Source organism: Streptomyces sp. NPDC002181, assembly GCF_042890485.1.
Classification (GTDB): domain Bacteria; phylum Actinomycetota; class Actinomycetes; order Streptomycetales; family Streptomycetaceae; genus Streptomyces.
Window position 1 is genome coordinate 51,147 of the sequence record NZ_JBIASC010000006.1, and the last position, 22,617, is coordinate 73,763.

General features: G+C 72.8%; 18 protein-coding genes. 14 read left to right on the forward strand and 4 right to left on the reverse strand.

What is annotated here, in order from left to right; translation table 11 throughout:
- Positions 1-10 precede the first annotated feature (10 nt).
- Entirely contained in the window at positions 11-1,537 is a 1,527-nt protein-coding gene (gene miaB / locus ACFYXV_RS17605; RefSeq protein WP_389383354.1) for a tRNA (N6-isopentenyl adenosine(37)-C2)-methylthiotransferase MiaB, read from the forward strand.
- Between the two features lie 49 nt (positions 1,538-1,586).
- A complete protein-coding gene (locus tag ACFYXV_RS17610; protein WP_385469817.1) occupies positions 1,587-2,294 on the forward strand; it encodes a class III extradiol dioxygenase subunit B-like domain-containing protein in 708 nt (235 codons plus the stop codon).
- Between the two features lie 133 nt (positions 2,295-2,427).
- Here ACFYXV_RS17610 and ACFYXV_RS17615 read toward each other — a convergent pair whose 3' ends face one another.
- Positions 2,428-2,676 (reverse strand): antitoxin, encoded by a 249-nt coding sequence (locus ACFYXV_RS17615; protein WP_366104613.1) that lies wholly within the window; start codon positions 2,674-2,676, stop codon positions 2,428-2,430.
- Positions 2,677-2,699: 23 nt separating this feature from the next.
- Positions 2,700-2,936, reverse strand: coding sequence for a hypothetical protein (locus tag ACFYXV_RS17620; protein WP_389383356.1), 237 nt, complete (start codon positions 2,934-2,936; stop codon positions 2,700-2,702).
- Between the two features lie 163 nt (positions 2,937-3,099).
- Between ACFYXV_RS17620 and miaA the strand changes: the two genes are divergently transcribed.
- From miaA to hflX, 6 genes are all read left to right on the forward strand, one after another.
- The gene (gene miaA, locus ACFYXV_RS17625; RefSeq protein ID WP_389383358.1) at positions 3,100-4,038 is read left to right on the forward strand and encodes a tRNA (adenosine(37)-N6)-dimethylallyltransferase MiaA; all 939 of its coding nucleotides are present in this window, start codon (positions 3,100-3,102) and stop codon (positions 4,036-4,038) included.
- 131 nt (positions 4,039-4,169) lie between these two features.
- Positions 4,170-4,685, forward strand: coding sequence for a hypothetical protein (locus ACFYXV_RS17630; protein ID WP_385469900.1), 516 nt, complete (start codon positions 4,170-4,172; stop codon positions 4,683-4,685).
- A gap of 66 nt (positions 4,686-4,751) precedes the next feature.
- The gene (dapF, locus tag ACFYXV_RS17635; protein WP_389383360.1) at positions 4,752-5,627 is read left to right on the forward strand and encodes a diaminopimelate epimerase; all 876 of its coding nucleotides are present in this window, start codon (positions 4,752-4,754) and stop codon (positions 5,625-5,627) included.
- 140 nt (positions 5,628-5,767) lie between these two features.
- On the forward strand, positions 5,768-7,861 hold the full coding sequence (locus ACFYXV_RS17640) for a RelA/SpoT family protein (protein ID WP_385469811.1): 2,094 nt from the start codon (positions 5,768-5,770) through the stop codon (positions 7,859-7,861).
- Between the two features lie 144 nt (positions 7,862-8,005).
- Complete coding sequence (locus ACFYXV_RS17645) at positions 8,006-9,451, forward strand: M1 family metallopeptidase (RefSeq protein WP_385469898.1); 1,446 nt, start codon at positions 8,006-8,008, stop codon at positions 9,449-9,451.
- A gap of 170 nt (positions 9,452-9,621) precedes the next feature.
- Positions 9,622-11,127 carry a GTPase HflX gene (gene hflX / locus ACFYXV_RS17650; RefSeq protein ID WP_383337299.1) on the forward strand — a complete coding sequence of 502 codons (1,506 nt, stop codon included), beginning with the start codon at positions 9,622-9,624 and terminating at the stop codon, positions 11,125-11,127.
- Between the two features lie 71 nt (positions 11,128-11,198).
- On the opposite strand, the gene ACFYXV_RS17655 is transcribed toward hflX, so the two are convergent.
- Entirely contained in the window at positions 11,199-12,377 is a 1,179-nt protein-coding gene (locus ACFYXV_RS17655) for a hypothetical protein (RefSeq protein WP_385469809.1), read from the reverse strand.
- 333 nt (positions 12,378-12,710) lie between these two features.
- Between ACFYXV_RS17655 and ACFYXV_RS17660 the strand changes: the two genes are divergently transcribed.
- From ACFYXV_RS17660 to ACFYXV_RS17680, 5 genes are all read left to right on the forward strand, one after another.
- A complete protein-coding gene (locus ACFYXV_RS17660; protein ID WP_389383361.1) occupies positions 12,711-14,075 on the forward strand; it encodes a diaminobutyrate--2-oxoglutarate transaminase family protein in 1,365 nt (454 codons plus the stop codon).
- A gap of 16 nt (positions 14,076-14,091) precedes the next feature.
- Positions 14,092-15,969, forward strand: a complete 1,878-nt coding sequence (locus ACFYXV_RS17665) for an IucA/IucC family protein (RefSeq protein ID WP_389383362.1) — start codon at positions 14,092-14,094, stop codon at positions 15,967-15,969.
- A 6-nt stretch (positions 15,970-15,975) separates the two neighbouring features.
- Positions 15,976-16,665, forward strand: a complete 690-nt coding sequence (locus ACFYXV_RS17670; RefSeq protein WP_385469803.1) for a GNAT family N-acetyltransferase — start codon at positions 15,976-15,978, stop codon at positions 16,663-16,665.
- An 82-nt stretch (positions 16,666-16,747) separates the two neighbouring features.
- Positions 16,748-18,628, forward strand: coding sequence for an IucA/IucC family protein (locus tag ACFYXV_RS17675; protein WP_389383363.1), 1,881 nt, complete (start codon positions 16,748-16,750; stop codon positions 18,626-18,628).
- A 52-nt stretch (positions 18,629-18,680) separates the two neighbouring features.
- Positions 18,681-20,651, forward strand: coding sequence for an ATP-dependent DNA helicase (locus ACFYXV_RS17680; protein WP_389383365.1), 1,971 nt, complete (start codon positions 18,681-18,683; stop codon positions 20,649-20,651).
- An 86-nt stretch (positions 20,652-20,737) separates the two neighbouring features.
- On the opposite strand, the gene lexA is transcribed toward ACFYXV_RS17680, so the two are convergent.
- Complete coding sequence (gene lexA, locus ACFYXV_RS17685; RefSeq protein ID WP_363179251.1) at positions 20,738-21,529, reverse strand: transcriptional repressor LexA; 792 nt, start codon at positions 21,527-21,529, stop codon at positions 20,738-20,740.
- Positions 21,530-22,001: 472 nt separating this feature from the next.
- On the opposite strand from lexA, the gene nrdR reads away from it, so the two are divergent.
- Entirely contained in the window at positions 22,002-22,514 is a 513-nt protein-coding gene (gene nrdR / locus ACFYXV_RS17690; RefSeq protein WP_383337313.1) for a transcriptional regulator NrdR, read from the forward strand.
- Positions 22,515-22,617: the final 103 nt, after the last annotated feature.

Consider the following 22,617-nt stretch of genomic DNA (forward strand, 5'->3'; position numbering starts at 1 on the left):
CCCTTGTCGTATGACCAGCAGCAGCGACCGGAGCACGGCAGTGGACGTCAAGGGAACATACGAGGTGCGCACCTACGGGTGCCAGATGAACGTGCACGACTCCGAGCGGCTGTCCGGTCTGCTGGAGGGCGCGGGCTACACGCGGGCGCCCGAGGGGTCCGACGGTGACGCCGACGTCGTGGTGTTCAACACCTGCGCCGTGCGGGAGAACGCCGACAACAAGCTGTACGGCAACCTCGGCCGGCTCGCCCCGATGAAGACCAAGCGCCCCGGCATGCAGATCGCCGTCGGCGGCTGCCTCGCGCAGAAGGACCGGGACACGATCGTCCGGCGGGCCCCGTGGGTCGACGTGGTCTTCGGCACGCACAACATCGGCAAGCTGCCGGTCCTGCTGGAGCGCGCCCGCGTCCAGGAAGAGGCGCAGGTCGAGATCGCCGAGTCGCTGGAGGCGTTCCCGTCCACGCTGCCGACCCGGCGCGAGTCCGCGTACGCCGCGTGGGTCTCGATCTCCGTCGGCTGCAACAACACCTGCACCTTCTGCATCGTCCCGGCCCTGCGCGGCAAGGAGGAGGACCGCCGGCCCGGCGACATCCTCGCCGAGGTGGAGGCACTGGTCGCCGAGGGCGTGTCCGAGATCACGCTGCTCGGCCAGAACGTGAACGCGTACGGATCGGACCTGGGCGACCGCGAGGCCTTCAGCAAGCTGCTGCGCGCCTGCGGCCTGATCGAGGGGCTGGAGCGGGTCCGCTTCACCTCCCCGCACCCGCGGGACTTCACGGACGACGTGATCGCGGCGATGGCCGAGACGCCGAACGTGATGCCGCAGCTGCACATGCCGATGCAGTCCGGTTCGGACACCATCTTGCGCGCGATGCGCCGCTCGTACCGCCAGGAGCGCTTCCTCGGCATCATCGAGAAGGTCCGCGCCGCGATTCCGCACGCCGCGATCTCCACCGACATCATCGTGGGCTTCCCCGGTGAGACGGAGGAGGACTTCGAGCAGACGATGCACGCCGTGCGCGAGGCCCGCTTCGCCAACGCCTTCACCTTCCAGTACTCCAAGCGCCCCGGGACCCCGGCGGCGGACATGGAGGGGCAGATCCCGAAGGAGGTCGTCCAGGAGCGGTACATGCGGCTGGTCGCCCTCCAGGAGGAGATCTCCTGGGAGGAGAACAAGAAGCAGGTCGGCCGGACGCTGGAGGTCATGGTCGCCGAGGGCGAGGGCCGCAAGGACGGCGCGACGCACCGGTTGTCCGGGCGGGCGCCCGACAACCGCCTGGTGCACTTCACGAAGCCGGCGGACGAGGTCCGTCCCGGTGACGTGGTGACCGTGGACATCACGTACGCGGCCCCGCACCACCTCCTGGCGGAGGGCCCCACCCTGTCCGTGCGCCGCACCCGCGCGGGCGACGCCTGGGAGAAGCGCAACGCGGCTCCGGCGCAGCCGCAGGGCGTCATGCTGGGCATCCCCACCCTGGGCGTCCCGGCCCCGCTCCCCGAGACGGCCTCGGGCTGCGCGCTCCCCGCGTCTTCCTGACGTGCCGGCACGGCCCCCGCCCGCGGAGCGCGGGGGCTAGGGTCGGATCATGCTTGTAGCCGCCGCCGTGTGTCCCGCCCCGCCCCTGCTCGTGCCCGACGTCGCCGCGGGCGCCGCCCCCGAGCTCGCGGACGCCCGTACCGCCTGCTCGGACGCGCTCGCGGTGCTCGCCGCCTCCCGCCCCGACCTGCTCGTCGTCGTCGGCGCCGCCGACCAGGACCACCGCGGGCCTTATCCGCAGGGCTCCCGCGGCAGCTTCCACGGCTTCGGGGTCGAGGCCGGAGTACAGCTCGGGGAAGGCGAGGAGGGGCCGCGCCTGCTGCCGCCGTCCCTGGCCGTCGGTGCCTGGCTGCTGCGCCACGCCCGCTGGGGCGCCGCCCCGGTCGAAGGCCTCGGCGTCGGGGAGCCCCTCGAAGCCGCGCGGTGCCTGGAGGCGGGCCGGGGGCTCGCCGCGCGCGAGGAGCGCGTCGCGCTCCTCGTCATGGGCGACGGCAGCGCCTGCCGCACCCTGAAGGCCCCCGGCTACCTCGACGAACGCGCCGCCGCCTTCGACGCCGCTGCGGGCCGCGCGCTGGGCGCCGCCGACGTGGCGGCGCTCGCCGCCCTCGACACCGGGCTCGCGTACGAGCTCAAGGCCGCCGGCCGGGCGCCCTGGCAGGTGCTGGCCGGGGCGGCAGAGGGCGCGGGGCTCGACGGGCGGCTGCTGTACGAGGACGCCCCGTACGGGGTCGGCTACTTCGTCGCCGCCTGGTCCTGACCGGCGGGACCCCCGGCGGGAACGGAGACGGGAACGTCGGCCGGGACACCGGCGCGAAGCTCGGCGAGGCCATCGGCGGGCACGGGGAAGGGGCGCGGGTTCCGGTGAACCCGCGCCCCTTCCGCCGCACCCGTCAGGAAGACGCCGGCGGCGGAGTCGGTCCGCCGGGAGCGTCCTTGTGCGCGATCTTGCCCAGGGCGTCCTTCGCCTTGCTCGTACCGGTCTCGATGTGACCGTGGTACTTGCCCTTGGTCTTGGAGTCCACGGCCTTGGCCACCTTGTCGAGGTTCTGGCCGATCTTCCCCTCGTGCTGCTGCGCGAGGTCTCCGACCTTCTCCTTCGCCGGTGCGAGCTTGGCCTTCAGCGTGTCCAGCAGGCCCATGGGTCACCTTCCAGTGGCGGTGGCTACGTGCGGGCGCCCTCGCCGGTCTCGCTGTCCGCGGCCTTCTCCGCCGACTGCTGCTTCGGGATCTCCACGCTCTCCGGCGCGGCTCCCTCCGACTCGGCCGACGAGGCCTCGACCGCGGACTCCGCCGTGCCGCCGGCGACCGCGTCCTCGGACTCCGTCGTCAGCGTCGCGGCCGCGGCTTCCTCCGCGCCCGCTTCTGCGGCCTTGCGGCGAAACCGACTAAAAACGCCCATGTCTACTCCCATAACGTTACTCGTGCGGGTGAAGTTCCGCCGTGTACGGCCCGGCCTCCGCCGGGCGTGCGCCCGGCGGAACCTCGCCAGGGCAACGACCCCGCCACCACCCCGTCACGTAGCTCGATCGGGTACATGCCGCGGTGTTTGCGAGACTGGGGCGGTGAGCAATGCAGCCCCCGCTCCGCGGGTCATCGCCGTCGTCGGTCCCACCGCGGCCGGAAAGTCAGATCTGGGCGTAGCCCTGGCCCGTCGTTTCGACGGGGAAGTCGTCAACGCCGACTCCATGCAGCTGTACCGGGGGATGGACATCGGCACCGCGAAGCTGACGACCGAGGAGCGCGGCGGGGTCCCGCACCACCTCCTCGACATCTGGGACGTGACCGAGACCGCGAGCGTCGCCGAATACCAGCGCCTGGCCCGCGCAGAGATCGACAAGCTGCTCGCCCAGGGCCGTACGCCCGTCCTCGTCGGCGGATCGGGCCTGTACGTGCGCGGCGCCCTCGACGCCATGGAGTTCCCCGGCACCGACCCCGAGGTCCGGGCCCGGCTGGAGGCGGAGGTCACGCTGCGCGGCCCCGGCGCCCTGCACGCCCGCCTCGCCGCCGCCGACCCGGCCGCCGCCCAGGCGATCCTGCCCAGCAACGGCCGCCGCATCGTCCGCGCCCTGGAGGTCATCGAGATCACCGGGAAGCCCTTCACCGCGAACCTGCCCGGCCACGAGTCGGTGTACGAGACCGTGCAGATCGGCGTGGACGTGGGCAGGCCGGAGCTCGACGAGCGCATCGCGCTGCGCGTGGACCGGATGTGGGAGGCCGGGCTGGTCGAGGAGGTCCGCGCCCTGGAGGCCCTGGGCCTGCGCGACGGAGTCACCGCCTCCAGGGCGCTCGGCTACCAGCAGGTGCTGGCCGCCCTGGCCGGCGAGTGCACCGAGGACGAGGCCCGGGCCGAGACCGTACGGGCCACCAAGCGCTTCGCCCGCCGCCAGGACTCCTGGTTCCGCAGGGACCCCCGTGTGCACTGGCTCAGCGGCGCCGTGGCCGACCGGGGAGAACTCGTCGGACTCGCGCAGTCGTTGGTCGAACGAGCGGTCACAGCCTGATCACGTGATGGCATCGGGACGCCCCTCGCGCCCGTTCGGGGCCCTGAGCCGTGCCATCATCAAATTCCGCGGGTGCGGTCACCGGCGGTGAACAGCGGCGTACGAAGTCCGAGTGGGGAGGGCGCGTGGCGATGGAGGCCGGCCCTCGCGACACCGGGCAGGACGGCACGAGGCGGGACGCCGACCTCTGGGACGGCGATCCCGTGGTCGCCGAGCCGGATGCCCTCGGCCTGCCCGCCGATCCCGCACGGCTGACCCCCGACGGCCCGGACGCGCCGGACACCGCCGAGGCGGAGGCCGCCGCCGGACCCGAGTTCGAGGTCGAGCTGCGCCCGCAGCGCCGGCTGCGCATCTGGCAGATCGCCCCGATCGTGATGCTGGCCGCCGCCGGCTCCCTGATGTTCGCCTTCCCGCTCGCCTTCGAGTTCGGCGACGGCGGAGCCGTGGTCGCCATGCTCGGCTTCCTCATCTGCTGCTGCGCCGGCGGCTGGGGCATGATGGCCGCCCGCCGCGTCGGATACACCTGGCCCGGACTGCCGGCCCGGGGCAGCGGCCGCCGGCCCGACTGGCGCATGGCCGGGCTGTACGCCCTGATCGCGCTGACCGTCGTGGCACTGGCCGTCTACCGGGTCGCGCGGCTGCGCTAGCCGCCGGCCGCGGCCTCCGACCGTGCCGCCGACCTGCTCGAACGCCCCGCTCGGTACCATGGGCGCGTGACGCAGACGAGCCTCTCCTTCCTCAAGGGCCACGGCACCGAGAACGACTTCGTGATCGTCCCGGACCCGGACAACGCCGTCGAGCTGCCCGCGACCGCCGTCGCGAAGCTGTGCGACCGGCGCGCCGGCATCGGCGCGGACGGGGTGCTGCACGTCGTCCGGTCCGCCGCGCACCCCGAGGCCGCGCACCTGGCCGGCGAGGCCGAGTGGTTCATGGACTACCGCAACAGCGACGGCTCCATCGCCGAGATGTGCGGCAACGGCGTGCGCGTCTTCGCCCGCTACCTCCAGTACGCCGGCCACGTCGAGCCCGGCGACCTCGCCGTCGCCACCCGCGGCGGCGTCAAGCGGGTGCACCTCGACAAGAGCGGCGACGTGACGGTCTCCATGGGACGCGCCGTCCTCCCCGAGGAGCAGGTCACCGTGACCGTCGGCGAGCGCGCCTGGCCCGCCCGCAACGTCAACATGGGGAACCCGCACGCCGTCGCGTTCGTTGACAGCCTGGACCACGCCGGAAAGCTGCTCGACCCGCCCCCGTTCAGCCCGGCCGGGGTCTACCCGACGGGTGTCAACGTGGAGTTCGTCGTCGACCGCGGCCCGCGGCACGTCGCCATGCGCGTCCACGAGCGCGGCTCCGGCGAGACCCGCTCCTGCGGCACCGGCGCCTGCGCCGTCGCCGTGGCCGCCATCCGCCGCGACGGCGCCGACCCCGCCGTCACCGGTCAGTCCGTCACGTACACCGTCGACCTCCCCGGCGGCACGCTCGTTATCACCGAACACCCCGACGGGCAGATCGACATGACGGGACCGGCCGTCATCGTCGCCGCGGGCGAGTTCGACACGGCCTGGCTCACCGAAACGGCTTTCGGCTGAGTCTTCCCTCTAATGGGTGATCCGGTTCACGCTGAGCGAGAGGCGGACTGCGCCACGTGGTGGGGTCGGTAGCATCAGGCACCGGCCCTGAGGGCTCACCCCATGCCCGCCACCGCCGGTCGAAGCCGCCGGAGGTGCCCATGAGTGCAGAGGCCACGAACCCCGAAGCACGTCCCGAAGCGCGCCCCGAACTCAGCAGACGGGGCCGAACCCGCCTTGACCTGCGACGACTCGGGCGCGCTGCCCTTCTCGGACCCACATCCCGAGACCGGCTCCCCGATGCCATCGGCCACGTGGCCGAGGCGCACCGCGCCCACCACCCGGACGCGGACCTGTCCCTCCTGCGCCGCGCGTACGTGCTCGCGGAGTCCTCGCACCGCGGCCAGATGCGCAAGAGCGGTGAGCCGTACATCACACATCCGCTCGCCGTCACCCTGATCCTCGCCGAACTCGGCGCCGAGACCACGACCTTGACAGCCTCTCTGCTGCACGACACGGTCGAGGACACCGAGGTGACCCTCGATCAGGTCCGCGCCGAGTTCGGCGACGAGGTCTGCTTCATCGTCGACGGCGTCACCAAGGTCGAGAAGATCGACTACGGGGCCGCCGCCGAGCCCGAGACCTTCCGCAAGATGCTCGTCGCCACCGGCAACGACGTCCGCGTGATGTCCATCAAACTCGCCGACCGGCTGCACAACATGCGCACCCTCGGCGTGATGCGCCCCGAGAAACAGGCGCGCATCGCCAAGGTCACCCGTGACGTCCTCATCCCGCTCGCCGAGCGGCTCGGCGTGCAGGCCCTCAAGACCGAGCTGGAAGACCTCGTCTTCGCGATCCTGCACCCCGAGGAGTACGAGCACACCCGCGCGCTCATCGCGGCCCACGCCGGGGAGCGCGACCCGCTGCCGGCCATCGCCGAATCCGTACGCGGCGTGCTGCGGGAGGCCGGCATCGCCGCCGAGGTGGTCGTACGGCCCCGGCACTTCGTCTCCGTGCACCGCATCGCCCGGGGGCGCGGCGAGCTGCGCGGCTCCGACTTCGGCCGCATCCTCGTCCTCGTCGGCGAGAACGCCGACTGCTACGCCGTACTGGGCGAGCTGCACACCTGCTTCACCCCGGTCGTCTCGGAGTTCAAGGACTTCATCGCCGCCCCGAAGTTCAACCTCTACCAGTCGCTGCACACCGCCGTCGCCACACCCGAGGGGTACGTGGCCGAAGTCATCGTCCGCACCCGCCAGATGCACCGGGTGGCCGAGGCCGGCGTCGTCGCCCTCGGCAATCCCTACGCCACCGCCCCGGCCGCGGAGTCCTCCGCCGACTGCGACGAGGAGCGGGTCGACCCGACCCGACCCGGCTGGCTCTCGCGGCTCCTCGACTGGCAGCAGTCCGCACCCGACCCCGACACCTTCTGGAGCGTGCTGCGCGCCGAGCTGGCCCAGGACCGCGAGATCACGGTGTTCCGCGAGGACGGCAGGGCCTCCGGCACGCTCAGCCTGCCCGCCGGCGCCAGCTGTATCGACGCCGCCTACGCGCAGTACGGCGAGGCGGCGCACGGCTGTATCGGCGCCCGGGTCAACGGGCGCCTCACCTCACTGGCCTCCCCGCTCTCCGACGGGGACACCGTTCAGCTGCTGCTCGCCCAGGACGCCTCCTCGGGGCCCGCCGCCGACTGGCTGGAGCACGCCAAGACCCCAGCCGCACGCATCGCCATCGGCAGCTGGCTCCAGGCGCACCCCGACACCGCGAAGCCCGCCGCCACCCCCGCCCGGGCGCCGCTGTCCGTGGTGGGCGCCCGGGGCGGCGGCGGCAACGCCGTGGCCGACCTCCCGGACGCCACCGTACGGCTGGCCGGCTGCTGCACCCCCGTACCGCCGGACGCCGTCGCCGGGTTCGTCGTACGGGGCGGGGCCGTCACCGTCCACCGCATCCACTGCGCGGCCGTGGCCCAGATGCGCGCGCTGGGGCGGACCTCCGTCGCCGTGCACTGGCGGGCCACGGCGGACTGCCGGGTCACGCTGCTCGCCGAATCGTTCGGCCGCCCGCACCTGCTGGCCGACCTGACCGAGGCCATCGCCCGCGAAGGGGTCGAAGTGGTCTCCGCGACCGTGGAGCCGCCCGTCGAACAGCGGGTCCGCCACACGTACACCCTGCAACTGCCCGACGCGACCGGGCTGCCGTCCCTGATGCGGGCGATGCGGGACGTGCCCGGGGTCTACGACGTGCGCCGGGCCTGACCCGGGGGAGGTCCGGACCCGGGAAGCCGCCCGGGGCGCCCGCGCGGGGCCAGGCCCGGGCGCACGGCCCCGGAAGGTCCCGTTCGGGTGGAACCGTCGCGCGCCGTACGCGGCGGCGCGGCGGGCGCTGGTAAGCGGTGGGGGATGCAGCTCTCCTCCCCGCGCCTGCGCGCCGCCCTGCTCGCCGCGGCCTCCCTCACCCTCGTCGCCGCCGTGCTGCCCCCGCCGAAGCCGCTGGGCATCGGCGACACGCTGTTCCCGCAGCTCGGGAACCCCGGGTACGACGTCCTCTCGTACGACCTCTCCCTCACGTACAAGGACAACAAGAGCCCGCTCGACGCGACAACCGTCATCGACGCCCGCGCGCTGGAGCCGCTGGAGCGGATCAACCTCGACTTCACCCACGGCACGGTCGCCTCCGCCCGCGTCAACGGCGAACCGGCGCGCTTCGAGAGCGCCGGCGAGGACCTCGTGCTCACCCCGGCGAGCCCGGTCGCGGCGAACGTCCCGCTCCACATCGAGATCCGGCACACCAGCGATCCGCGCGGCATCGCCGACGGGGGCTGGGTGCCCACCGACGACGGCCTGGCCATGGCCAACCAGGCCGACGCCGCCCACCGGGTCTTCCCGTGCAACGACCACCCCGCCGACAAGGCCTACTTCACCTTCCGGATCACCGCCCCGGCCGGTCTGACCGCCGTCGCCAACGGGGTGCAGGGAGCCCTCCCCGCCCCCCGGGCGGCGGGCGCGACCACCTGGACGTACCGCACCCTGCACCCGATGGCCACCGAGCTCGCACAGGTCTCCATCGGCGATTCGGCGGTGGTGGAGGCCACCGGTCCGCACGGGCTCCCGCTGCGCAGCGTGATCCCGGCCGCCGACCGCACACGGCTGGAGCCCTGGCTGGAGAAGACGGCCGGGCACGTCCGGTGGATGGAGGCGCGCGTCGGCGCCTACCCCTTCGAGAACTACGGGGTCCTGATCGCCAAGGCCAAGACCGGCTTCGAGCTGGAGACGCAGACCCTCTCGCTGTTCGAGAACGGCCTGTTCTCGGGTACGGGCTACCCCGCCTGGTACGTCGAGGCCGTGATGGTCCACGAGCTCGCCCACCAGTGGTTCGGCGACAGCGTCACCCCGCGCACCTGGTCCGACCTGTGGCTCAACGAGGGACACGCCACCTGGTACGAGGCCCTGTACGCGGACGGCCTCGGCAAGTACTCCATGGAGCGGCGCATGCGCGAGGCGTACCAGCGCTCCGACCAGTGGCGGGCGGCCGGCGGGCCCCCGGCCGCGCCGAAGGCCCCGGCACCCGGGGAGAAGGTCGGGCTCTTCCGGCCGGCCGTCTACGACGGGGCCGCGCTGATCCTGTACGCGCTGCGGCAGGAGATCGGCGAGAAGGCCTTCGACCGGGTCGAGCGGCGCTGGGTGGCCGAGCACAAGGACGGCACGGCCGGCACGGAGGACTTCGTACGCCTGGCCTCGGACGTGGCCGGACGGGACCTGACCGCCTTCCTGAAGCCGTGGCTGTACGGGAAGACCACCCCGGCCATGCCCGGGCACCCGGAGTGGGGCGGCCCGAAAAGCGTGTGACCCGCGGGGAACGGGCATGTCACCATCGACAGGGCCGGTCGACGGAGCCGCACACCGGGGGGAATCTCCCGGCGAGGCGACACGTTGGACGTGACAGAGTGGGAGTCACGCTCACACCCGGCCGCCACCATGCGTGACACGGCCGCATTCGACATCGACGTAAGGATCCAATGACCTCCTCTTCTTCCCCTTCCCAGGACGCGCGGGACGCACGGGACGTGCCGGACCCGCAGAGCTTCACCGAGAGCCTTCGGGCCGACGCCCTGATGGAAGAGGACGTCGCCTGGAGCCACGAGGTCGACGGAGACCGGGACGGCGAACAGTTCGAGCGCTCCGAGCGCGCGGCGCTGCGCCGCGTGGCCGGCCTCTCCACCGAGCTCGAAGACGTCACCGAGGTCGAGTACCGCCAGCTGCGCCTGGAGCGCGTCGTGCTGGTGGGCGTCTGGACCTCCGGAACGGTGCAGGACGCCGAGAACTCCCTCGCGGAGCTCGCCGCCCTCGCCGAGACGGCCGGCGCCCTCGTGCTCGACGGTGTCATCCAGCGCCGCGACAAGCCGGACCCGGCCACCTTCATCGGCTCGGGCAAGGCCCGCGAACTGCGCGACATCGTGCTGGAGAGCGGGGCCGACACCGTCGTCTGCGACGGCGAGCTCAGCCCCGGCCAGCTCATCGCCCTTGAGGACGTCGTCAAGGTCAAGGTGGTCGACCGGACCGCCCTGATCCTCGACATCTTCGCCCAGCACGCCAAGTCCCGAGAGGGCAAGGCACAGGTCGCCCTCGCGCAGATGCAGTACATGCTGCCGCGCCTGCGCGGCTGGGGTGCCTCGCTGTCCCGGCAGATGGGTGGCGGCGGCGGTGGCGGCATGGCCACCCGAGGCCCCGGTGAGACCAAGATCGAGACCGACCGGCGCCGGATCCGCGAGAAGATGGCGAAGATGCGCCGGGAGATCGCGGACATGAAGACCGGCCGCGACATCAAGCGGCAGGAACGACGCCGCAACAAGGTGCCCTCGGTCGCCATCGCCGGCTACACCAACGCGGGCAAGTCCTCGCTGCTCAACCGCCTCACGGGCGCGGGCGTACTGGTGGAGAACGCGCTGTTCGCCACCCTCGACCCGACCGTGCGCCGGGCCGAGACCCCCTCCGGCCGGATCTACACCCTGGCCGACACGGTCGGTTTCGTCCGGCACCTGCCCCACCACCTGGTCGAGGCGTTCCGCTCCACGATGGAGGAGGTCGGCGACTCCGACCTCATCCTGCACATCGTGGACGGCTCGCACCCGGCCCCGGAGGAGCAGCTGGCGGCGGTGCGCGAGGTCATCCGCGAGGTGGGCGCGGTCAACGTGCCCGAGATCGTGGTGATCAACAAGGCCGATGCCGCGGACCCGCTCGTCCTGCAGCGCCTGCTGCGCATCGAGCGGCACTCCATCGCCGTCTCGGCGCGCACCGGGCAGGGCATCGCTGAGCTCCTCGCGCTCATCGACTCCGAGCTGCCGCGGCCCGAGGTCGAGGTCGAGGCACTCGTGCCGTACACGCGCGGCTCGCTGGTCGCCCGGGCGCACGCCGAGGGTGAGGTGATCTCCGAGGAGCACACCCCGGAGGGCACCCTGCTGAAGGTGCGGGTCCACCAGGAACTCGCCTCGGACCTGGCCCCGTACGTACCGGCCAAGCGCTGACGGACGAGCGGACACACGACGGAGGGCCCCCGCGGTGCGGGGGCCCTCCGTTTTCGTGTACCCGGCCGGGACTACTTGAACTTGGCGCTCACCGCGTCGAAGATCCCCTTGGCCTCGGGCCCGAGCCGGGGTCCGGCCAGCCAGCCCGCCTTGGCGGGGCCGATCGAGGTGTTCGACACCAGCGCCGGCTTGCCGTCACTGCCCGTGGCCACCCAGCCGCCGCCGGAGGAGCCGCCGGTCATCGTGCAGCCGATGCGGTACATGACCGGGGTGCTCGCGGCCAGCGTCAGCCGGCCCGGCTTGTCGGTGCACTGGAAGGCCTTCTGGCCGTCGAACGGGGCCGCCGCCGGGTAGCCCGTCGCCGTGATGCCCGCGACCTTCGGCACCGCGGGGGCGTTGAACTCCACCGGGAGCGCCGCGCCGACCGTCTCCTCCAGGGACTTCCCGGTGCTCTTCTCCGGGGTCACGTGCAGCACCGCGAAGTCGTACGGGGCGCCCGCGCCACCGGTCGGACCGCCGTTCGCGATCCACTGGTCCGAGGTCTGCGCCCAGTCGCTCCACCACACGCCGTACGGGGCCACCTGCTCGCGCGGGGCGCCCTTGAGCTGCGCGGCCGGCTTGCCCGCGTTGTTGTACGAGGGGACGAAGGCGATGTTGCGGTACCAGCCACCCGACTTGCCCGCGTGCACGCAGTGGCCGGCCGTCCAGACCATGTTGGACTTGCCCGGGTGGGCCGGGTCCTTCACCACGGTCGCCGAGCAGACCATCGAGCCCTCGGGGCCGTCGAAGAACACCTTGCCGGACACCGGAACGCTGGTGTGGTACGGCGCGTTGGCGGCCTTGGCCTGCACCGGAGCCGGAGTCGGGTCCGTGACGCCCTGGTCCTTGCCGGCGTCCTGGTCGACGGCGGGGGGCTGCGGGGTCTTGTCGGCCTCACGCATCCGGTCCGGGTTCCACAGGTCCTCGATGATCGGGTTGACGTAGTCGCCCGCCTCGCGGAGCCAGTCCTCCTGCTTCCAGTTCTTCCACGCACCCCCCTTCCACTTGTCCAGGTCGAAGCCGTGCTGCTTGAGCCTCTCCTTGAGCTGGTCCGGGATCTTGACGGTCCCGTCGGCCTCGGTGGGGAGGCTCGCCGCCACGGTCGGCTTGGCGTCGCCGCCGGCCTCCCCGTCGCCGGGTCCGCAGGCCGCGGCGGTCATGGCGAGTGCCGCCGCGCACAGGATCGCGGTGACCGGTCGGTTCGGGCGCATGTCGTGAATCCCCCTGGTGATTCCGGATGTCAGACGCGGTGCAGTTGAGGTATTAGGGACACGCGGGGTGCGTGTCCCGGGTTCAGCACCCCACTATGCCGCTGCCGTTGGGGACGGCACAGCCCGGGGCCGTGGTTCCGCGACCGCGGGGCGCCGCGGGAGGACGCCGTGAAGTCCGGGCGAATTCGGGACGAAGTCCCGGCGGGACAAGGATCTTGGGACCACCCGTGATCCGCCGCCGTCACCGTCGTTGGTACGTACGGGGGATGGGGGGCGGCGTTCATGTTCGAGGCGCGATCCGATGGAGCAGTGCGTGCGGGAGGTCCGACAGTCGTGGCTTTGACCGAGCAGGGCGAGGCTGCCGCGCAGGTGCCGTCGCAGGGAACCCGGGCCGTGGGACCCGGAGGGGTGGAGGGCATCCTGCGGCGGCAGGCCATGCGGGAGTCCGCCGCCCGGACGTACGCGCGCTCGCTGCCCATCGTCCCGGTGCGCGCCCGGGGGCTGACCATCGAGGGCGCGGACGGGCGGCGTTACCTGGACTGCCTCTCCGGGGCCGGCACCCTCGCCCTCGGGCACAACCATCCCGTGGTGCTCGAAGCCGTACGGGGCGTCCTCGACTCCGGAGCCCCGCTGCACGTCCTGGACCTCGCCACCCCGGTCAAGGACGCCTTCACCACGGAGCTGTTCGCCTGCCTCCCGCCGGAGCTGGCCGCCGACGCGCGCGTCCAGTTCTGCGGGCCCGCCGGGACGGACGCGGTGGAGGCCGCGCTCAAGCTGGTCCGCACCGCCACCGGGCGCCCGGGGCTGTTGGCCTTCACGGGGGCGTATCACGGGATGACCGCCGGGGCGCTGGGCGCCTCGGGCGGAGCGCCGGACGTACGGGTGACCCGGCTGCCGTTCCCACAGGACCTCCGCTGCCCTTTCGGGGTCGGCGGTACCGAGGGGGCGCGGCTCGGGGCCCGTTGGACCGAGAGCCTGCTCGACGACCCCAAGGGCGGGGTGCCGACGCCCGCGGCGATGATCGTCGAGCCGGTGCAGGGCGAAGGCGGGGTGTTCCCGGCACCGGACGTGTGGCTGCGCCGGATGCGCGAGATCACCGAGGCCCGGGGGATCCCGCTGATCGCCGACGAGGTGCAGACGGGCGTGGGCCGCACCGGCGCCTTCTGGGGCGTCGACCACGCCGGGGTGGTGCCGGACGTGATGGTCCTGTCCAAGGCGATCGGCGGGAGCCTCCCGCTGGCGGTGATCGTGTACCGGTCGGGTCTGGACGTCTGGGCCCCGGGGGCCCACGCCGGCACGTTCCGGGGCAACCAGCTGGCGATGGCCGCCGGGACGGCCACCCTGGCGTACGTACGGAAGAACCGTCTCGCCGAGCGCGCGGGGGCCCTGGGCGAGCGGATGCTGACCGCCCTGCGCGGCCTGGCCGGCGAGCACCCCTGCATCGGGGAGGTCCGCGGCCGCGGCCTGATGATCGGCCTGGAACTCGTCGACCCGGAGACCGGCGCCGCGGCGCCGGTCCTCGCCGCGGCGGTCCGCCAGGAGTGCCTGGACCGCGGCCTGATCGTCGAACTCGGCGGCCGGGGCGCCAGTGTGGTCCGCCTGCTGCCCCCGCTGACCCTGACCGACGACCAGGCCGCGGCGGTCCTGGACCGACTGTCGGACGCCATCCCGGCGGCCGCCTCCCGACAACTCCACTGACTCCGAGGACCCTGCCATGCCCGAAGCCCCTCTCTCCACGCCGACCAGCGCCCCCGCCGGACCGGGCGGGAGCGCCGGGACCGCCCGGCCCGCGACGGGCAGCGTGCCGCGCCAGGAGAACGGCGTGCTGTGGCACCGGATCGGCGCCGGCGCAGCGGCCGGGACGGCCGACCCGCTGGACCATCCCGATCCGGGCGTCGCCGCCGAGGCCGCCTCCGTGGAGAACCTGCTGAGGTGCTGGGTCCGGGAGAACGGGATCGGACGGCCGGGCGTGGGCGTGCTGCGCATCCCCCTCCCCGCCTCCGGCACCGCTCTGCTCGTCGCCGTCCGCTACTGGTCCGCCACCGGCTGGCACCGCTTCGGCCCCGCCCGGCTGGAGGGCACGCCCGCCCACGCCCCCGCCGTGGACGCCGCCACCCTCGCCCCGCTGCTCGCCCGCGAGGGCGGCCCCGACGGGCGCGGCGGCGCCGACCTCGCCGGCCGGGTCTGCGACTCGGTCCGCCGCACCGCCGAGTTCATCGCCGACCGGCGCGAACGGCCCACCCCGCCCGAGCCCGTCGCCGGTGACCTCTTCCTCACCGCCGAACAGTCCCTCCTCCTCGGCCACCCCCTCCAGCCGGACCCGAAGAGCCGCGAGGGACTCTCCGAGGCCGAGATCCGCCGCTACTCACCCGAACTCCACGGCTCCTTCCCCCTGCACTGGCTCGCCGTCGCCCCCTCCGCCCTCGCCACCGGCTCCGCCTGGACCGAACGCGGCCGCCCCGTCTCCGCCGCCCGGCTCCTCGGCCGGCTCACCCCCGGGCTCCCTCTGCCCGAGGGGACGACCCCCCTTCCCCTGCACCCCTGGCAGGCCCGCGACCTGCTCCAGCGCCCCGCCGTCGCCGCCCTCCGCGACGCGGGACTCCTGTACGACCTGGGCCCGTTCGGCGAGCCCTGGTATCCGACCTCCTCCGTCCGCACCGTCCACCGCCCCGGCGCCCCCGTGATGCTCAAGCTCTCCCTGGGCCTGCGCATCACCAACTCCCGCCGTGAGAACCTCCGCAAGGAACTCCACCGCGGCGTCGAGGTGCACCGGCTGCTCCGCACCGGCCTCGCGGAACAGTGGCAGGCGGCCCACCCGGGCTTCGACATCGTGCGCGACCCCGCCTGGATCGCCGTCGACGCCCCGGACGGCACCCCCGTTCCCGGACTCGACACGGTCCTGCGACACAACCCCTTCCGTTCCCGCGACGACGCCGTCTGCATCGCTGCACTCACCTCGCCCCGCCCGTGGCCGGGCCGGACCACCATGCGCTCCCGGCTCGCCGAGACCGTCTCCCGGCTGGCCGCCGCAACCGGGCGCCCGACCGCCGCCGTCTCCGCCGAGTGGTTCCTGCGCTACCTCGATCACGTCGTCCTGCCGGTCCTGGCCTTCGACGCACTCGCCGGCATCGCCCTCGAAGCGCACCAGCAGAACACGCTGGTCCTCCTCGACCCGGCCGGCTGGCCGGTCGGCGGCCGCTACCGCGACAACCAGGGCTACTACTTCCGCGCCTCCCGCCGCGCGGAACTGGAGCGCCGCCTCCCCGGTATCGGCAGCGCCAGCGACACCTTCGTCTCCGACGCCGTCACCGACGAACGCTTCGCCTACTACCTCGGAATCAACAACGTCCTCGGTCTCATCGGCGCCTTTGGATCCCAGCAACTCGCCGACGAGCGCGTCCTGCTCGCCGCCTTCCGCCGGTTCCTCGGCAAGGCCTCCGGACTCGGACCGCTCCCCGCCCGGCTGCTCGACTCACCCACCCTCCGCTGCAAGGCGAACCTGCTCACCCGGCTGGGCGGCCTCGACGAGCTCGTCGGCCCCGTGGACTCCCAGTCCGTCTACGTCACCATCGCCAACCCCCTTCACGATTGAGTGCCGATGCCCTCCACCGACACCTCTGCTTACGCCCCCACCGCTGCCGTCGACCCCGCCACCGCGGGCATCCGGATCCCCGGACGCCGGCTCACCGCCCGGCTTCTGCCGCTGCTCGCCGAAGCCGAACTGCTCGACTCCCCGGCCGGCTGGGGCACCGCCGCCACCCCCGTCGGGCCCCTCCGCCTCGAACCCGTACGCCTCGGCCGTGACCTGGAGCTGCTGACCGGCTGGATGAACGACCCCGAGGTGGCCGCGTACTGGGAGCTCGCAGGCCCCGCCGCCGTCACCGCCGCCCACGTACGCTCCCAGCTCGACGGGAACGGCCACAGCATCCCTTGCCTCGGCGTCCTCGACGGCACGCCGATGAGCTACTGGGAGATCTACCGGGCCGACCTCGACCCGCTCTCCCACCACTACCCGGCGCGCCCCCACGACACGGGTATCCACCTGCTCATCGGAGACGGCACGAACCGCGGCCGCGGTCTGGGCACCGCCCTGCTGCGGGCCGTCGCCAACCTGGTGCTCGACAACCGCCCCCGCTGCACCCGCGTCATCGCCGAACCGGACATCCGCAACACCCCCTCCGTATCAGCCTTCCTCAGCTCCGGATTCCGCTGCTCCGCGGAGATCGACCTCCCCGGGAAGCGGGCGGCGTTGATGATCCGCGAGCGAGCCCTGCGCAACCTCATCTGATCCATCCGAGCCTCCCCGTTCACGCCTCACCCTTCGAAAACTCTGCGTCGCGCAGCAAAGTTCCCGATCCCCGAGGAGTCCCGTGCCGAATTTTCCCGCCGCCTCCGACTCCGCCGGCCACCCCTTCGCGGAAGCTGTCGTTCCGCCCTCCCCCCAACACCCCTGCACGCCCCCCGAACTCACCGCCGCGACCTGGGAGTCCGCCGCCCGCCGACTCCTCGCCAAGATGCTGGCCGAGTTCGCCTACGAGGAGATCGTCAGCCCCCTGCGGACTCCCGCTCCGGCCACCGCCGCCGGAGACGCCTGGCAGCTGACCCTCGACGACGGCAGCAGCCTCGGCTTCCGGGCCCGCCGCCGCGCGTACGGCAGCTGGCACGTCGCCCCCGACACCATCACGCTGACCCCGCCGCCCCCGTCCGCGGAGCCCCCGACCGCCTTCGGGGACCCGTACGCCTTCCTCCTGCGCACCCGCACCCTCCTCGGCCTCGACGGCTCCACCCTCGGCCACCTCGTCCGCGAGCTCAGCGCCACCCTCGCCGCCGACGCCCGCATCGACCACACCGCGCTCACCGCGGACGTCCTCGCCGACCTCGACCACGCCGAGCTCGAAGGCCACCAGACCGGACACCCCTGGCTCGTCCTCAACAAAGGCCGCATGGGACTGTCCGCCGCCGACACCGCCGCCTGGGCCCCCGAGGCCCGCACCCGCCAGAGGCTGCCCTGGCTCGCCGCCCACACCTCCCTCGCCGCCTACCGCGGCACGGCCGGCCTGGAAGACCCGGCCCGCCTCTACGCCCGGGAACTCGACCCCGTCACCCGGGACGGCTTCGACCGGGCCCTGCGCGCCCGCGGCCTCGACCCGCTCGGCTACCTCTACCTCCCGGTCCACCCCTGGCAGTGGGACGAGATCGTGCTGCCCCTCTTCGCCCCGGCCCTGGCCTCGGGCGCCCTGGTCCCGCTCCCCGCCGACCCCGACATACGCGTTCCGCAGCAGTCCGTCCGCACCTTCCTCAACCTCACCCGCCCCGACCGGCACAGCGTGAAACTGCCGCTCTCCGTCTTCAACACCCTCGTCTGGCGCGGCCTGCCCTCCGACCAGTCCGCCGCCGCCCCCGCCGTCACCGCCTGGATCCGCTCGCTCCACGACGCCGACCCCTTCCTCCGCGACGAATGCCGCGTGGTCCTCCTCGGCGAGGTCGCGTCGGTCACCGTGCGCCACCCCGTCTACGACGAGCTCCCCGACGCCCCGTACCAGTACAAGGAGCTCCTCGGAGCGATCTGGCGCGAGCCGCTGACCGGCCGGCTCGCCCCCGGCGAGCGGGCCCGTACGCTCGCCTGCCTCCTCCACGTCGACCCGCGCGGCCGGTCCTTCACCGCCGAGCTCGTCGCCCGGTCCGGACTCGCCCCCGCCCGCTGGCTCCGGAGGCTCTTCGCCGCCCTGCTGCCGCCCCTGCTCCACTTCCTCTACCGCTACGGCACCGTGTTCTCCCCGCACGGCGAGAACACCACCGTGATCTTCGACGAGCACGAGGTACCGGTCCGGCTAGCCCTGAAGGACTTCGTGGGCGAGGTCAACATCTGCCGCGAACCGCTGCCCGAGCTCGCTGGCGTGCCCGCCGAGGTGCGGGCCGCACTGCGCGACAAACCCGCGGCCTTTCTGCCCCAGTACATCCACTCCGGTCTCTTCGTCGGGGTCTTCCGCTACCTGGCCGCCCTGTGCGAGGACCGCCTCGGCGTCCCCGAGGCGGAGTTCTGGTCGCTCGTACGGGCGGAGATCCTGCGCCACCACGCCCGCTTCCCCGAGCTCAAGGAGCGCCACGCGCTCTTCGACCTGCTCGGCGAGCGCATCGGGCGGCTCTGCCTGAACCGCAACCGGCTGTACGAGGACGGCTACCGCGACCGCCCCGACCGCCCGAAGGCGGTGGAGCACGGCACCGTGCCCAACCCCTTGTACCTGCCATGAATCCCGGTCGTGGCGGTCACTGTCGGTGGCGCCCCGTAGGGTTGTCATTGCTATGACGAAGCCCTCCCTCCCCGACCTGCTGCACGCCGCCGTCTCCGCCGTCGGCGGTACGGAGCGGCCCGGCCAGGTGGCCATGGCCGAAGCCGTCGCCGAAGCGATCGACGACAACACGCACCGGCTGATCCAGGCCGGTACCGGCACCGGAAAGTCCCTCGGCTACCTGGTGCCGGCCCTCGCGCACGGCGAGCGCGTGGTCGTGGCCACCGCCACCCTCGCCCTCCAGCGGCAGCTGGTCGAGCGCGATCTGCCCCGGACGGTGGACGCGCTGCACCCGCAGCTCCGCCGCCGCCCGCAGTTCGCCATGCTCAAGGGCCGCTCCAACTACCTGTGCCTGCACCGGCTCCACGAGGGCGCGCCGCAGGACGAGGAGGAGGGCCTCTTCGACCAGTTCGAGGCGGCCGCTCCCACCAGCAAGCTCGGCCAGGACCTGCTGCGGCTGCGCGACTGGGCGGACGAGACGGAGACCGGCGACCGGGACGATCTGACCCCCGGCGTCTCCGACAAGGCCTGGTCGCAGATCTCCGTCTCCTCCCGGGAGTGCCTGGGCGCGACGAAGTGCGCGTACGGCGCCGAGTGCTTCGCCGAGGCCGCCCGCGAGCGGGCCAAGCTGGCCGACGTGGTCGTCACCAACCACGCCCTGCTGGCCATCGATGCCATCGAAGGCGCCCCGGTGCTGCCGCAGCACGAGGTGCTGATCGTGGACGAGGCCCACGAGCTGGTCTCCCGGGTGACCGGTGTCGCCACCGGCGAGCTCACCCCGGGCCAGGTCAACCGCGCCGTGAAGCGCGCGGCCAAGCTGGTCGACGAGAAGACCGCGGACTCGCTCCAGACCGCGTCCGAGTCGTTCGAGCGGGTCATGGAGCTGGCCCTGCCGGGCCGGCTGGAGGAGCTTCCCGAGGACCTCGGGTACGCGCTGGCGGCCCTGCGGGACGCCGCGCGCAATGTCATCTCGGCGATCGGCGCGACCCGCGACAAGTCCGTCCACGACGAGGACGCCGTCCGCAAGCAGGCCCTGGCCGCGGTGGAGAACGTCCACGGAGTGGCCGAGCGGATCCTGCTGGGCTCCGAGTACGACGTGCTCTGGTACGAGCGGCACGACCGCTTCGGAGCCACCCTGCGCGTCGCCCCGCTGTCGGTGTCCGGCCTCCTGCGCGAGAAGCTGTTCGAGGACCGCTCGGTGGTGCTGACCTCGGCGACCCTCAAGCTGGGCGGGGACTTCAACGGGGTCGCGGCCTCGCTGGGCCTGTCCCCGGAAGGGGTCGAGGCGGAGGACGCCCCGGCCTGGAAGGGCCTGGACGTCGGCTCGCCGTTCGACTATCCGAAGCAGGGCATCCTCTATGTCGCGAAGCACCTGGCCACGCCCGGCCGGGAGGGTACGCGCGGCGACATGATGGACGAGCTCGCCGAGCTGATCGAGGCGGCCGGCGGCCGCACGCTCGGTCTGTTCTCCTCCATGCGGGGCGCGAAGGCCGCCGCCGAGGAGCTGCGCGGCCGGCTGGACAACCCGATCCTGCTCCAGGGCGAGGAGACGCTGGGCGAGCTGATCAAGGCGTTCGCGGCGGACCCGAAGACCTGTCTGTTCGGGACGCTGTCGCTCTGGCAGGGCGTGGACGTGCCCGGTCCCAGCTGCCAGCTCGTGATCATGGACCGTATTCCGTTCCCGCGTCCGGACGATCCGCTGATGAGCGCCCGGCAGAAGTCGGTCGAGGAGCACGGCGGCAACGGCTTCATGGCCGTCGCGGCCACACATGCGGCGCTGCTGATGGCCCAGGGTGCCGGCCGTCTCGTACGGGCCTCCGGTGACCGCGGCGTCGTGGCGGTCCTGGACCCCCGGCTGGCCACGGCCCGGTACGGGAGCTTCCTGAGGGCCACGCTGCCGGACTTCTGGTACACCACGGACCGCAACCAGGTCCGCCGCTCGCTGGCCGCCATCGACGCTGCCGCTCAGGCGGACGGCAAGTAGCTGCGCCGAGCGGTTCCGCACGGAACAAAACAACCCCCGGGACCGGCGCAGTGGGTCCCGGGGGTTGGCTAGGAAGGGGCGCGGGGTCAGACGCGGCGCAGTACCGCGACGACCTTGCCGAGGATGGTCGCCTCGTCACCGGGGATCGGCTGGTAGGCGGCGTTGTGCGGGAGCAGCCAGACGTGGCCGTCCTCGCGCTTGAAGCGCTTGACCGTGGCCTCGCCGTCGAGCATCGCGGCCACGATGTCGCCGTTCTCCGCGACCGGCTGGCGGCGGACCGTGACCCAGTCGCCGTCACAGATGGCGGCCTCGATCATCGAGTCGCCGACTACCTTCAGCACGAAGAGCTCACCGTCACCGACGAGCTGGCGGGGGAGCGGGAACACGTCCTCCACCGACTCCTCGGCGAGGATCGGGCCGCCGGCCGCGATCCGGCCGACCAGCGGTACGTACGAGGCGGCGGGCTTGCCGGTGGTGTCCGTGGGCTGCGAGCTGGGCTGGTCCGAGCCCCGGACCTCGTACGCCCGGGGGCGGTGCGGGTCGCGACGGAGGAAGCCCTTGCGCTCCAGGGCCATCAGCTGGTGGGCCACCGACGACGTGCTGGACAGGCCGACGGCCTGGCCGATCTCCCGCATCGACGGCGGGTAGCCGCGCCGCTGCACCGAGTCGCGGATGACCTCGATGACCCTGCGCTGCCGGTCCGTGAGCCCGGAGCTGTCGGCGCGGATGCCCGGAGGTCGCCCTGGCAGTGAGCGTGCGGGGCGCGCGGGCTCCGCCTCCGGGTTCAGGCTTGCGTCGTTCATGGGATGCACCGGCTCGAGTCGGCTCTGGGAGCGGTTCTGGGCAGTGATGGTGGCACTGTCTGCGGTGGTGGTCACGTCGGCGGCCCCTCTCGAAATGTTCTCCCTAGCTGGACAACGGTAGTTGCTTTCGAAAGGTTGCGCCAAACACACGTTCGAGTGAAAAAACGCGGATCGTCCAACCTGGACACATCAAGGGGTGTATGGACGATCGGTCCGCCGAACGCGGGTTCGGTCCGGCGTCCGTTGTTTACGGTACCCTTCCCGATCGGATCGCCGCCCTCCGGTCCTGTGCCCAGTGTGGCACCGGGAACGGCCCCGTCCGGGCATCGCGCGGGGCGACACGCGGAACGAAGTAAATCCAGCGCAACCCAAGATCTAGTGGTTGGATGAGCGCTGCCACCCAGAAGTTGTGGTCCCCGGTCCTCCGAGGTCCTCGGTATCGCATATGCTGGTGGCTGCTTCACGAGCCCCCGACCCGGACCCGTCCCGGTCGTTCAGGCGCCTCGTGAGGTGATTCGGTCGTGCCAAGAGGGAGGGTGAGGGAACCATGCACTGCCCCTTCTGCAGGCACCCCGACAGCCGCGTCGTCGACAGCCGCACCACGGACGACGGCACGTCGATCCGCCGGCGCCGTCAGTGCCCCGACTGCTCCCGTCGCTTCACGACGGTGGAGACGGCCTCGCTGATGGTCATCAAGCGCAGCGGGGTGACCGAACCCTTCAGCCGTACCAAGGTCATCTCCGGCGTGCGCAAGGCGTGCCAGGGACGGCCGGTCACCGAGGACGCCCTCGCCAAACTCGGCCAGCGGGTCGAGGAGGCGCTGCGCGCCACCGGGAGCGCCGAGCTGACCACCCATGACGTGGGTCTGGCCATACTCGGCCCGTTGCAGGAGCTCGACCTGGTCGCGTACCTGCGGTTCGCGTCCGTTTACAAGGCGTTCGACACCCTCGAAGACTTCGAGACCGCCATCGCGGAACTCCGCGTGCCGCGGCCTCATGCCCAAGAGTGCGAGCCCGCCCGGACCCCCGCGGTCCCCGTGCCCGCCTCCGCCGCCGACTGACCGGGTGGCCGCAGCGCAGCGCGGCCGCTGCCCGGGACAGCCAGGCGAAGAAACGTAGATACAAGACAGGCAGTGCCGCGGAATAACGCTGGCACTTTAGGGC

What these genes read in the sequence shown, in the direction of transcription:
- ACFYXV_RS17645 (WP_385469898.1), top strand. Translation starts at nt 8,006, where the DNA reads ATGCAGCTCTCCTCCCCGCGCCTGCGCGCCGCCCTGCTCGCCGCGGCC.
- ACFYXV_RS17610 (WP_385469817.1), top strand. Translation starts at nt 1,587, where the DNA reads ATGCTTGTAGCCGCCGCCGTGTGTCCCGCCCCGCCCCTGCTCGTGCCC.
- ACFYXV_RS17630 (WP_385469900.1), top strand. Translation starts at nt 4,170, where the DNA reads ATGGAGGCCGGCCCTCGCGACACCGGGCAGGACGGCACGAGGCGGGAC.
- ACFYXV_RS17665 (WP_389383362.1), top strand. Translation starts at nt 14,092, where the DNA reads ATGCCCGAAGCCCCTCTCTCCACGCCGACCAGCGCCCCCGCCGGACCG.
- hflX (WP_383337299.1), top strand. Translation starts at nt 9,622, where the DNA reads ATGACCTCCTCTTCTTCCCCTTCCCAGGACGCGCGGGACGCACGGGAC.
- nrdR (WP_383337313.1), top strand. Translation starts at nt 22,002, where the DNA reads ATGCACTGCCCCTTCTGCAGGCACCCCGACAGCCGCGTCGTCGACAGC.
- ACFYXV_RS17655 (WP_385469809.1), bottom strand. Translation starts at nt 12,377, where the DNA reads ATGCGCCCGAACCGACCGGTCACCGCGATCCTGTGCGCGGCGGCACTC.
- miaB (WP_389383354.1), top strand. Translation starts at nt 11, where the DNA reads ATGACCAGCAGCAGCGACCGGAGCACGGCAGTGGACGTCAAGGGAACA.
- ACFYXV_RS17615 (WP_366104613.1), bottom strand. Translation starts at nt 2,676, where the DNA reads ATGGGCCTGCTGGACACGCTGAAGGCCAAGCTCGCACCGGCGAAGGAG.
- ACFYXV_RS17640 (WP_385469811.1), top strand. Translation starts at nt 5,768, where the DNA reads ATGAGTGCAGAGGCCACGAACCCCGAAGCACGTCCCGAAGCGCGCCCC.
- ACFYXV_RS17670 (WP_385469803.1), top strand. Translation starts at nt 15,976, where the DNA reads ATGCCCTCCACCGACACCTCTGCTTACGCCCCCACCGCTGCCGTCGAC.
- ACFYXV_RS17680 (WP_389383365.1), top strand. Translation starts at nt 18,681, where the DNA reads ATGACGAAGCCCTCCCTCCCCGACCTGCTGCACGCCGCCGTCTCCGCC.
- ACFYXV_RS17620 (WP_389383356.1), bottom strand. Translation starts at nt 2,936, where the DNA reads ATGGGCGTTTTTAGTCGGTTTCGCCGCAAGGCCGCAGAAGCGGGCGCG.